Raw genomic sequence first — 11,405 nt, 5'->3', positions numbered from 1 at the left:
GACGATGGACACCGAGCTGATCGAATTCGAACCCGATACCGCCGAGCCGCCCGGCATCGATGCCGCGCTGCCGCTGCCCGCGTGCGGCGCGTTCGACGCGGCGCTCGCGCGCCTCCTCGCCGATGCGCGGCTCGGCGCGTGGCTCGCGCGCTTTCCGACGCTGTCGGACTGGCGCGCGACGACGGGCGAGCGGCCGCGCTTCGAGCGGCCGGGCGTGCTCGATCTGCGGCTTGCCGGCGCGGCCGCGCGCGTCGCGATCGATCTCGCGGCGTTCCCGGCGCTCGACGTCGTCGCGGTGCCGGCGCTCGATGCGCGCGGCGACGCGAGCGTGTCGCTGCGCACGGCGCTCGCGTCGACGCTGCTCGCGCCGCTCGTCGCCGCATTCGCGGCGGCGGGGCTCGGCGACGTGACGGTCGCCGGGCTGCGCGCCGCGCATCCGGCGGCGCTCGACGCGATGCGCTGCGTGCTGTCGTTCGCGCTCGACGGCGCGCCGATGCGCTGTGCGCTGCTCGACGCGCAAACGCCGTGGCTCGACGCGCTGACGGCGCGGTTGCGCGGCGAGCGGCTGCATGAAGCGGCGAGCGCGCTTGCGCGCGTCCGACTGCCGGGCCGCGTGCGGCTCGGCACGCGCATGCTGCCGCTCGCGGTGCTGCGCAGCCTGCGGCCGGGCGACGTGCTGCTCGGCGCGGCGCCGGCCTCGCTCGGCGGCGCACAGGCGGGCCCGCTGCACGCATGGTGGGGCGCGCGCCGCACGACGCAATGGCACGCAAAAGTGCTGATCGAGGGAACCACGATGACGATGACCGAAACGCCAGACACCGCCGACGATCTCGACGAGCCGATCGCGCCCGACGACCTGCCGGCCGCCGCGCAGGACGACGGCGCGCCGGCCGCCGCGCCCGAAGCCGCCGATCTCGGCGACGTGGAGCTGCCCGTGCATGTCGAGATCGACACGCTGTCGCTGTCGATCGCCGAGCTGGCCGCGCTGCGGCCCGGCTACGTGCTCGAGCTGCCGCTCGCCGCGCGCGACGTGCCGGTGCGGCTCGTCGCGTACGGGCAGACGATCGGCGGCGGCGAGCTCGTCGCGGTGGGCGCGCATCTCGGCGTGCGGATCAACCGGATGGCGGGCGACGATGGTTCAGTTTAACGACATCACCGGCCTTCTGATCGCCGTGCTCGTGATGAGCATGGTGCCGTTCATCGCGATGGTGGTCACGTCGTACGCGAAGATCGTCGTCGTGCTCGGCCTGCTGCGCAACGCGCTCGGCGTGCAGCAGGTGCCGCCGAACATGGTGCTGAACGGCATCGCGATCCTCGTGTCGCTGTACATCATGGCGCCGATCGGCTTCGCCGCGCAGCAGCAGCTCCAGGGCCAGGCGCTGTCGCCGCAGCCGACGCAGGCGATGCTGCAGGCGTTCGGCGCGGCGAAGGAGCCGTTCCGCCAGTTCCTCGCCGCGCACTCGCGCGAGCGCGAGAAGCGGTTCTTCCTGCGCTCCGCGTCGGTGATCTGGCCGAAGGCGGCGGCCGCACAGCTTCGCGACGACGACCTGATCGTCCTCGCGCCCGCGTTCACGCTTGCGCAGATGACCGACGCGTTCCGGATCGGCTTCGTGCTCTACATCGCATTCATCGTCGTCGATCTCGTGATCGCGAACGTGCTGATGTCGATGGGGATGAACCAGGTGCAGCCGACCAACGTCGCGATTCCTTTCAAGCTGATGCTGTTCGTCGTGATGGACGGCTGGTCGACGCTCGTGCACGGCCTCGTGCTGACCTATTCCTGATTACCGATTACCGATTACCGATTTCGAGGAGGCTCGCCCGATGGAAATCGACGACCTGATCCGGCTCACGTCGCAAGGCATGATGCTGTGTCTGTATATCTCGCTGCCCGTCGTGCTTGTCGCGGCCGTGTCCGGGCTCGCGATTTCGTTCCTGCAGGCAATCACGTCGCTGCAGGAACAGAGCATCTCGTACGGCGTGAAGCTCATCGCGGTGACGGTGACCGTCGCGATCGCCGGACCGTGGGCGGCCGCCGAGATCCTGCATTTCGCGCAGCAGCTGATATCCGCGGCGGTGCCGTCATGAGCCGCATCACACGTGCGATCGCGCAGGCCGTTCACGCGGCGAAGCCCGATATGCGGCGTCGCCGGCCGGTGCGCGCGCGCACCGCGACGACCTACGGCAAGTACGGCACGCGCTTCGCGTATTCGAACGGCTATCAGGCGAATGCGATCGCCGTGCGCAACCAGATGCTGGCCAAGCTGAAGCCGCGCCCGAAGGCGGGGGCGGCGTCGACGCGCCGGCGTCGCCGCGCGGACAGACAGACGGACGCGTTCGACGCGGGCGACGAATCGTCGGTGCAGCACGCGCACGTCGTGCCGCATGAAGAGCGCGAACGGCATTCGGGCGGCCAGGGCGGCGGGCGGCAGCAGCGCGACGAGGACGAGCGCGACGACGAATCCGCGAGCGTATCCGCGCTGCCGCGCGTGCGCGCGGCGCGCGCACGGCCGACACCCGCGCCCGCTCAGCGCGCGCTGACCGACATCGCCCGCACCCTCGCGGACGCGGCGGAGCGCGAGCATGCGCTGAGGCATCTGTGGGCCGACACGCTGGTGCGGCTCGGCCGACGTCTCGACGCCGAGCCGGGCGCGCGGATCACGGCGGCGCTGCTGAATCACAACGCGGACCTGCTCGCCGCGCGCCTGCGCACCGGGCCGTGGATGCCGATCGGCTGGGACGGCGTGAAGCCACTGCTGCTCGATGCGATGCGGAGCATCGGCGGCGCGCCGCGCGACGCGGCGGCCGCGCGCAGCGAACGCGCAAGCACGCATTACCTGTTGCTGCCGCTGCTCGTATTCAACGCGGAGCGTCCGTCGACGAGCGTGCAGCTCGCGCGCGCGGTTGCCAGCGTCGGGACGCTGCGCGGCGGCGCGTCGATCGGCGAGCGGTCGCGTTCGTGAGCGGCGCGATGCGCGCGGCGCTTCGCAAACGCGGCGGCGATTTCGCACGACGAACGAACCGCGACGCTGCATCGAACTATTCTGGCGGCATGGATGAACGATGCAGCGCGATCGAAGCGGCGCATCGAACCCGATCGATTCGATCGAAGCAATGAAGCACTCGACGCAAGGAGCGACTCATGAAGCTGTTGCGAATCCTGACCGGCTTGCACGCCGGCGCGGAAATCGCGCTCGACGCCGGCGAGCACCGGATCGGCGCGGGCGAGGACACGGAGATTCGCATCACCGACTGGCGCGACGGCGATCTGCTGCTGTCGATCGATGCGCAGGGCGTGACGCGCGCGCGGCGCGCGGCCCCCGTGCCGTCCGGGACGGCCGCCGATCCGTTCGACGCGGACGGCTCGCCGCTCCTGATGCTCGACTTCGTGCCGGTGCCGTTCGGCGAGACGGCGCTCTGCGTCGGGCCGGCGGATGGCGAGTGGCCGGGCGATCTCGAATTGCTCGCGACGCTGTGGGCGCCGCCGCCCGGCGCCGATGCGGCAAGGCGCGGCGCGCAGCGCAAGCTCGCGGCATGCGCGGCGGCAGGCGGCGCGCTCGTCGCCGGCCTGCTCGCGATGGGCGCGATGCTGGCGAGCGCGCATCCGAGCGCGCCGCCCGCGATCGAGACCGTCGATGCGCTCGCGACGCGCGTCGGCGCGGAGCTGAAGCGCGCGGGCCACGCGGAGCTGCACGCGGCGCCGCGCGGCGCGATGGTCGCCGTCACAGGGATGGTCGCGACGCCGGCCGACGACCTCGCCGTGCGCAAGCTGCTCGACCGGCTCGCGGCGCGCCGCGCCGAACGCCAGTACGACGTCGCGCAGGACGATGCGCAGAGCATCGGCGAGTCGCTCGGCGCATCGGGGACATCGGGCGCGACGCTCGCGTATGCGGGGCAGGGGCGCTTTCGCGTGTCGGGCGTCGTGCCGGACCTCGCGCAGCTGCGCAAGGCGGTCGAGCGCGTGCGCGCGGACGTCGGGCCGAACGTGCGCGCGATCGAAGTCGATGCGCGCCAGTCCGGCGACGCGCCGGTGCCCGTCGCGTACTCGGGGATGCTCGAGATCGGCGACGTGCGCTACATCGAGACGCCGGACGGCGTGAAGCACGTATTTGCCGGTGCATCGGCGGACGGCGCGCCGGACCTCAACTGACGAGACTCAACTGACGAGACTCAACTGACGGGAGAAGCGGCATGTACGAAGCATTGGAACGGGCGGCGGGCGAATTCGGACCGATCGAGCAGGCGCTCGCGGCGCCCGACGCGGCCGTGCGGATCGGCGCGATCCGCCAGGCGCTCGGCGAGACGGCCGAGCGGGTGAGCGCGGCCACCGTGCAGGCGGCGAGCGACTACGACCGCGATGCGATGCAGAAGATCTATCGCGGGCTGCTCGCGGCGCAGCGGATCGTCGCGACGCTGCACGACGCGAACGCGGCGGCCGCCTGACGGCCACGGTTTCGCCGCGCGGCGTGCGGCGGCTGAAGGCATGGCGCGAGCCGTGCCCGACGAAGCCGCACGCCGCGCGGCATAAAAGCGGCGAGCCGCGACACGAAGCGGCGCGCCGGATCTTTGTCACCGCGTGAACGAATCACGCACTTTCTGGAGAGCAATCATGGGAGCAATTCTCGGTTCAATGCTGGGCGGCATGACCAAGGACACGATGGAGGGCATCGCGTTTTCGAAGGCAACGACCAAGCTGAGTATGCTGACGGAAACGCAGAAAGCCGAAAACGACCTGAAGAAGACGGTAACGAAGATGGTGGCGGAAGGCTCGAAGCCGGCGCAGTAAGCCGGCTGCCGTTCGGCATCGTGTTGGGCGGCCGGCGCGCGAGCGCCGGCTGTTTTCTTTGGGGACGCCGGATACCGGGGTGGAACTGTCATGAGTTGGGAACGTTATGCACAGGTCGTCGCGGAGGTCTGCGCGGTCGTCGACCTGCCGGACGTCGATTACGTGCTCGAGACGCGCACGATCGACGTCGAGGGCTTCGACGTGCGCATCGAGTACTTCGACGAAGATCCGGAGTCGATGTACGTGAACTTCCATTACGGGATCATCAGCGCGGGCCGCACGCTCGCGGTGTACCGGCTGCTGCTCGAGGCGAACCTGCTGATCTACGCGCAGGACCAGGCGCAGCTCGGGATCGACGCGGACACGGGCAGCATCGTGCTGCTGATGCGGCTGCCGCTCACGCCGGACGTGACGGGCGAGACGGTCGCCGATCTGTTCGCGCACTACGCGGAGCACGGCCGCTACTGGCGGCAGAACATCATCGAGTCCGGCGACGAGATGTTCAGCGGGATCGCGTCCGGCGAATATTTCTGGCTGCGGGTGTAGCGGCGCGCGGCGCGCGGATGGCGACGCCCGCCAATCGTAACGGAACGTCACAAACTGCTGCGCGGATTCGGCCCGGGCGAGACGATAGCGGCACGCATCCACGCGCTGCGCCCCGCGACGAGCGGCGGCGCCGGGCGCGCGGATCGAGCCTGGACACTTCGTATTCGAAACCGCCCGCCGAGAGGACCCGCCATGTTTTCGACACTGTATTTCGCCGCCGCCGCCGCGCTCGCCAATCCGTCGTCCAACCCCGGCTACGCCGCACGCGCGCTCGATGGCCGCTTCGGCGAAGCAGCCGCGCTCGTCGCCGCGCGCTGCGACGCCGAGCCGGGCGGCGCGGCCGCCGACATGCGCGATGTCCACGCCTATGCGGACATCCAGCTCGTGCTCGGCCGCTTCGAAGAAGCCGAGGACACGTTCCGCCGCGCGCAGAAGCTGCTGCGCGAATCGCGCGACCAGACGCGCGTGATGACCTGCCGCAACGCGAGCTGGCAGGCGTTCTTCCAGAACCGCTTCGGCATCGCGCAGGCCGGATTCCAGCGGATCGCCGACGATCGCGCGGCAGGCGCCGAGCAGAGGCTCGAGAGCCTCGTCGGCGCGTGCGTCGTCATGCACCATCTCGGCCGCGCCGAAGATGCGATGGCGACGCTCGATATGCTCGACGCGGCCGCTCGCGACGCCGATCCGCGCTGGCGGCAGCTCGCGGGCGCACTGCGTGCGGATTTGCTGCTGCAATACCAGATCGGCCGCGCCGACGCGCTCGACGATCACGTGTATTGGCGCTCGGCGCTCGCCGATCTGCCGCTTTCGGCGTTCGCGGAAACGCGCGCGTCGACGGCCGACGCCGACGCCGAAGCGATGCCGCTGCTGCGGATGCGTGTCGACTACATGCGTCAGGTGCGCGCGCTCGCCGCGGGCGACCACGCGGCGCTCGCGCGGATCGACGCGCACGTGAGCTGGTGCGCGAAGGCGGGCCTCGTCGACTATCAGCGCAGCGTGCGCCTCGAAATCGCGCTCGCCGCGCTCGCCGGCCAGGCGCCGAACGTCGCGGACACGATGATCGCGCCGTATCGCGACGCGGCCGGGCGCTGCGGCTCGCACGTGCGCTGGACGCTCGATTATCTGTATTGCGCGGCGAAGGTGCGCGAGCAGCAGGGGCGGATTCGCGAATCGTCGTCGTTGTATGCGCGCTATGCGCTGGCGTCGGTGCGGCATGTGCGATCCGACGGCGCGGCGCTCGCGCCGGCGCTCGCGATCGCGCGCTGCGGCACGCACGCCGCCGCGCCGAGCGACGACGTCAGCGCGCGGCTGCCCGGCAAGTACCGGCGCGCATATCGCTATCTGATGGAGCGGCTCGACCAGCGCGACCTGTCGGTGCGCGAAATCGCCGCGCATATCGACGTGACCGAGCGCGCATTGCAGGCGGCGTTCAAGACGTATCTCGGGCTGTCGCCGAGCGAGCTGATCCGCAGGCAGCGGATGGAGCGGATTCGCGGCGAACTGCTGTCCGACGCGCCGCGCGCGACGAGCGTGCTGGAGATCGCGAGCCGCTGGGGCATCCAGCATCGCTCGACGCTCGTGAACGGCTATCGGCGGATGTTCGACGAAGCGCCTTCGCAGACGTTCGATCGGTGAGTTGTGTGGCGGCACTGTACGTCGACGTGCGCGTCGCGGCCGGTCGCGGTGCGACGCGATGCGACGCGATGCGACGCGATTGCCCGCGAACGTCGCGGGCGCGATACAGGAGCGATCGCGGTTCGCGCACGCCGCCACGCCTTCGCACGCGCCCGGCGCGGCCGCGCGTCGACGCCCGACAATTGGCGTGTCTTTTCCTTGAACCGGAGTCGCCGATGAACGCCTTCCGTCCGCCCGAGCTGATCGAAACCGAACGTCTGCGCATGCGCCCGCTCGTCGACGACGATGCACACGAAGCCTTCGACGCGCTGTTCGGCGATCCCGTGACGACGCTCGATTTGCCGTGGCCGATGCATCGCAGCGTCGACGAATCGCGCGCGAGCATCCGCCGTCTCGCCGACGGCTGGCGCAGCGGCACGTTCTTCAGTTGGGGATTGTTCGAGAAGCGGGACGGCTGCCTGATCGGCACGCTCGAGATGCACGGCTGTCCGCCGCGCGTCGAGATCGGACTCCTGACGAGCTTCGCGCCGGGGCGCGTGAGGACGCGCGCGTGGTCGGAGATGCTGCGCAAGATCCTCGGCTGGCTGATCGCGCAGCCGGGCGTGTACCGGATCGAGGCGTTCTGCTCGGTGACGGGCAAGGCCGCGCCGTTCATGCCGCGCTTGGGCTTCGTCTGCGAGGGGGCGGTGCGGAATTACGAGGCGCGTCCGAATCGCGGGATGAGCGCGGGCGACAGCTATCTGTTCGCGATCACGAAGGCGTCGCGGGCGTTGGGCGAAGTCGTGGAGGCTGGCGGCGAGCGAGCGTCGTCGCGGCGAGCGGCGTGAACGGCGGGCCGGCGGACGAATCGGTTCGTCGGTTCGTCGGCTCGTCGGCTCGTCGGTTCGGGGAGCATGCCGATTTCCATTGCGGCCGGTCTGTCGGCGCGGAAGGGATCGCGCGTGACGACGATTTCGACTGTCGCGAATTCACCGTGGCATGGTGCTGACGCGACACCTCACGAGGCTTCGGTGTCGTGTTCTTCGCATCCGAGCCGTTACGGTTTCTCCGCGTTCGAGTGCCGTCGCGCCGGCCCGCGTGAGCGTTTCATCGAATTCTACGTCGCGGCAAGGGCCGAGGGGTGACGATATTCGAACGATCGGTGCTTGCGGTCGAACAGTTCGTCGAGCACCGGATTCTCGACGCGGGTCAGGGCATCTTGATGCCGTTCGAGCCAAGTCACATGCGAGGGAATAGCGATCGCGCCGCGACTGCGCGGCATGGAGCCGGACGTCGTGCCGATCCGCAGTGCCGGCACGCGCATTCGCGCAACGCGTCGAGCATTGACTGACGGCATGTTGCGGCGCGCATCGCCAAGCCCGTGCGGCCCGGCTTGCTGCGATGCGCCTGATCGCGATCGCAGCCACGAACTGCACACTGCGCATCGCAGACCAAGAGTCGAGCACCAAGCACTAAGCAAGCACCAAGCACCAAGCACCAAGCACCAAGCACCAAGCACCAAGCACCAAGCACCAAGCACCAAGCACCAAGCACCAAGCACCAAGCACCAAGCACCAAGCACCAAGCTCCAAGAGCCAAGCTCCGAGCACCAAGCTCCGAGCTTCGAGCTCCGAGCTCCGAGCTCCGAGCTCCGAGCTCCGAGCTCCGAGCTCCGAGCTCCGAGCACCAAGCTCCGAGAGCCAAGCGCCCCCGAAAACCACGCGAACCGAATCCAAGCCCTCAAGCAATCCCGCTTGCATGCGCGTGCCGCGCCCACTGATAGCGATCGAGCCGCAGCAGCTGCGCGATGCGCGCGGCGACGTCGTCGTCGTGGCAGCCGACGCCGCCCGTCGCGAACGCGCTCACTTTCAGGAACCGGCCGACGAGCACCGTCGACGCCTGATCGCCCGACAGCAGCACGGTCTGCGCATAGCGCCGCCAGTCGTCGTCGTGCAGCGCATACAGACACCAGCTCTGCAGCGCCGCGCACAGCGGCGTGCCGCGCTCCTGCTCCTCGAGCGTGCGCAGGATGTGCAGCGCGCCGATCCAGTCGCGCCGGCCGATGCGCAGCCGAACGTCGCACAGGTCGACCGCGGCGCTGCGAGGCTGCATCACGCGCAGCGCGAGCAGCAGTTCGTCGAGGTCCGCGTGCGCGCTCGCGCGCAGCCCGGCCGAGAAGACCGAGAGCAGTGCGCGCAACGCGGCCTTGTTGCACGGGTTGATCGCCATGTTGGTGCGATGCGATGAGAAGAAATGATCCGTCGACGATGATCGCCGTCGCGCGCGCGTGAGCGGACGGCGCACGCGAAGCGCCGTTGCGCGTGACGAAGCGCGGCGTGTCGCGCGATGACGAGGTGCGATGACGAGGTGCGATGACGAGGTGCGATAACGAGGTGCGATAACGAGGTGCGATGACGAGGTGCGATAACGAGGTGCGATAACGAGGTGCGATAACGAGGTGCGATAACGAGGTGCGATGACGAGGTGCAATGACGAGATGCAATGACGAGATGCAATGACGAGGTGCGATGCGCGCCCGATCGATTCGGCCGCCGCGACGCCGCTTCGCGCGGCTCGCGGCGCGCGCGGGCGCGCTGTCTAAGCTTGTCGACGAACCGCAGGCACAGGACGGCCGTGCGCGTTCTTTTCCCTTTCCTTCATTGGATTCACATTCATAGCGAGACGATCATGAGCGTTAACAACATTTCGTCGCAGACTCTCAATCCGACGCAGTACCAGCGCCCGTCGACGTCGTCGAGCAGCCGCGATCAGAAGATCGAGGAACTGCTCCACGAAATCGAAGACCTGCTGATGCAGGACGATTCGGGCGGCGGCGACGACACGAACGTCGGCGGCGATCCGGGCAACAACACGCCGACGGGCCACGACGGCACGACGAACAACGTGACCGCGCCGCCGGCCGACAAGCCGGGCCAGGGCCTGCACGACGTGAAGCTGAACACGAAGGCGGGCGGCGAGGCGCTGCATCTGAAGGAAGACTCGCAGGGCAACCTGTACAACGGCAGCAACAACTCGGTCGGCGTCGTCGACAAGAACGGCAAGGTCACGCTGAACGCCGGTGCGACGAAGGAGCTCGAGCGCCTCGAGACGGGCGGCAATCCGTTCATGAACGCGAACGTCGGCAAGCGCGGCGCGGGCGGCAACATGGAGTTCACGTCCGACGAAGTGACGGTGAGCGTGGGCGATCTGGACCAGAAGGCCGACTTCTGACCGCGCGGGCGGCGCGGCGGCACTGGACAAGCGCTTTCGAATCGGTACACACTGCGCGCTCGCGCCGCCGCGTCGCGGTCCGTCCAATCATTCGCGGAGCCCAGCGTCCGCCGGAGTCGAACTTGAGCGTGCCGCACGGAGCCGATGCCCGAATCTTCCAGGTGATGCAGGACCAGCAGGCGTCGGGCACGCTCGCGCTCGACCGCGACGGCGCGATCGTCGCGGCCACCGCGCGTGCGCACGCACTGTTCGGCTGCACGCTGTCCGCCGGATTGCCGCTGCGAACCGTGCTCGGCGACGCGGCGGGCGCCGATACGGCCGCACTCTTCGAGGTGCTCGAACAGGGACTCGAATTCGAAACCGACGACGCGATCCTGTGGCTCACGCTGCGGCTGGTCGAGTGCGATCCGGCGATCGCGGCGACGGTCACGGTTGCCGAGGTCACGCCGCTGCGCCGCGCGCTCGACGAGCGCGTCGCGTCGCTGCGCTTTCTTGCGCACGATCTGCGGTCTCCGCAGAATTCGATTCTCGCGCTGACTCAGCTGCACGACGCCGACTCCGATGCGTTCGCCGCGTGCGGCGGCCTCGAGCGGATCGCGCAGCTCGCGCGGCACGCGCTGCTGCTCGGCCAGGACTATCTCGTTGCTTCGGCGGCGGACGATCTCCGGCAGCGCCACTTCGTGCGCTTCGACCTGCGCAAGATGCTGGGCGAGCTCGTGCCGAAGCTCGAAGTGGGCGCTGTCTATCGCGGCGTCGCGTTGCAGCTATGGCTCGACGACGCCGCGCCGCTGTGGTTGCGCGGCGCACGCGTGTTTGTCGCCCGCGCGTTGCAGAATCTGATCGACAATGCGGTGCAGGCATCGCGTCAGGGCGCGCGCGTCGAGATCCGGATGCACGTGCGCGACGCGCACGCGGAAGTCACGATCCGCGATTGGGCGGGCGGCCTGCCGGGGCTCACGCCGGACGGGCGGATGACGGATTTCGCGCCGCTCGCGAAGCGCGGCTCGATGGGCTTCGGCCTCGGGCTGCAGCTCGCGTCACAGGTGGTCGCCGCGCATGCGGGCACGCTGCACGCCGAATCGAATCGCGGCGTCGGCACATCGTTCGTGTTGCGTCTGCCGATGCTCGTGCCGGTCGGCGGCGCACCGTCGGTGCCGGAAGGCATCGCGCGCTGGCGCGCGAGCGTCGCGCCGGACGGCTGAGCGGCGGCGCGCGCGCTTTTCGCCAT

14 protein-coding genes are annotated in these 11,405 nt (G+C 69.5%); 12 read left to right on the top strand and 2 right to left on the bottom strand.

Translation table 11 applies throughout. The features are described 5' to 3' along the window. Window positions 1-4: 4 nt before the first annotated feature. The 10 genes from sctQ to WS62_RS05060 all read left to right on the top strand — a co-directional run bounded on the left by sctQ (window position 5) and on the right by WS62_RS05060 (window position 7,794). Complete coding sequence (gene sctQ / locus WS62_RS05100) at window positions 5-1,147, top strand: type III secretion system cytoplasmic ring protein SctQ (RefSeq protein ID WP_066568544.1); 1,143 nt, start codon at window positions 5-7, stop codon at window positions 1,145-1,147. Further along, window positions 1,134-1,784 carry a type III secretion system export apparatus subunit SctR gene (gene sctR, locus WS62_RS05095; RefSeq protein ID WP_066568541.1) on the top strand — a complete coding sequence of 217 codons (651 nt, stop codon included), beginning with the start codon at window positions 1,134-1,136 and terminating at the stop codon, window positions 1,782-1,784. The genes sctQ and sctR overlap by 14 nt, the downstream gene beginning before the upstream one ends. A 40-nt stretch (window positions 1,785-1,824) precedes the next feature. Beyond that, complete coding sequence (sctS, locus tag WS62_RS05090) at window positions 1,825-2,088, top strand: type III secretion system export apparatus subunit SctS (RefSeq protein ID WP_066568539.1); 264 nt, start codon at window positions 1,825-1,827, stop codon at window positions 2,086-2,088. After that, window positions 2,085-2,963: a type III secretion system protein gene (locus WS62_RS05085; protein ID WP_066568538.1), complete on the top strand. Its 879-nt coding sequence runs from the start codon at window positions 2,085-2,087 to the stop codon at window positions 2,961-2,963. Before sctS ends, WS62_RS05085 begins: the two co-directional genes overlap by 4 nt. Before the next feature lie 179 nt (window positions 2,964-3,142). After that, window positions 3,143-4,150, top strand: coding sequence for an HrpD5 family protein (hrpD5, locus tag WS62_RS05080; protein WP_066568537.1), 1,008 nt, complete (start codon window positions 3,143-3,145; stop codon window positions 4,148-4,150). Window positions 4,151-4,191: 41 nt separating this feature from the next. Next, window positions 4,192-4,443 (top strand): type III secretion protein, encoded by a 252-nt coding sequence (locus WS62_RS05075; protein WP_066568536.1) that lies wholly within the window; start codon window positions 4,192-4,194, stop codon window positions 4,441-4,443. A 166-nt stretch (window positions 4,444-4,609) separates the two neighbouring features. Further along, on the top strand, window positions 4,610-4,786 hold the full coding sequence (locus tag WS62_RS37280) for a hypothetical protein (protein WP_082720707.1): 177 nt from the start codon (window positions 4,610-4,612) through the stop codon (window positions 4,784-4,786). Window positions 4,787-4,876: 90 nt separating this feature from the next. Further along, complete coding sequence (locus tag WS62_RS05070) at window positions 4,877-5,332, top strand: CesT family type III secretion system chaperone (protein ID WP_066492744.1); 456 nt, start codon at window positions 4,877-4,879, stop codon at window positions 5,330-5,332. A gap of 192 nt (window positions 5,333-5,524) precedes the next feature. Beyond that, window positions 5,525-6,967 (top strand): helix-turn-helix transcriptional regulator, encoded by a 1,443-nt coding sequence (locus tag WS62_RS05065; RefSeq protein ID WP_066568535.1) that lies wholly within the window; start codon window positions 5,525-5,527, stop codon window positions 6,965-6,967. A gap of 68 nt (window positions 6,968-7,035) precedes the next feature. Beyond that, entirely contained in the window at window positions 7,036-7,794 is a 759-nt protein-coding gene (locus WS62_RS05060) for a GNAT family N-acetyltransferase (RefSeq protein WP_066568656.1), read from the top strand. Between the two features lie 269 nt (window positions 7,795-8,063). On the opposite strand, the gene WS62_RS35955 is transcribed toward WS62_RS05060, so the two are convergent. Together WS62_RS35955 and WS62_RS05050 are read right to left on the bottom strand one after the other, a co-directional pair. Beyond that, window positions 8,064-8,303: a hypothetical protein gene (locus WS62_RS35955; RefSeq protein WP_156440871.1), complete on the bottom strand. Its 240-nt coding sequence runs from the start codon at window positions 8,301-8,303 to the stop codon at window positions 8,064-8,066. A gap of 383 nt (window positions 8,304-8,686) precedes the next feature. Beyond that, window positions 8,687-9,175 carry an HrpB1 family type III secretion system apparatus protein gene (locus WS62_RS05050; protein WP_066568519.1) on the bottom strand — a complete coding sequence of 163 codons (489 nt, stop codon included), beginning with the start codon at window positions 9,173-9,175 and terminating at the stop codon, window positions 8,687-8,689. Between the two features lie 459 nt (window positions 9,176-9,634). Here WS62_RS05050 and WS62_RS05045 point away from each other — a divergent pair, with 459 nt between their 5' ends. Next, a complete protein-coding gene (locus tag WS62_RS05045) occupies window positions 9,635-10,177 on the top strand; it encodes a hypothetical protein (protein WP_066568516.1) in 543 nt (180 codons plus the stop codon). 128 nt (window positions 10,178-10,305) lie between these two features. Further along, entirely contained in the window at window positions 10,306-11,379 is a 1,074-nt protein-coding gene (locus tag WS62_RS05040) for a sensor histidine kinase (RefSeq protein ID WP_066568653.1), read from the top strand. Window positions 11,380-11,405 lie beyond the last annotated feature (26 nt).

Source organism: Burkholderia sp. ABCPW 14 (assembly GCF_001523835.1).
Lineage (GTDB): Bacteria > Pseudomonadota > Gammaproteobacteria > Burkholderiales > Burkholderiaceae > Burkholderia > Burkholderia mayonis.
The sequence above is the reverse complement of the archived record's forward strand: the minus strand, read 5'-3'. Positions and strand labels throughout refer to the sequence as shown.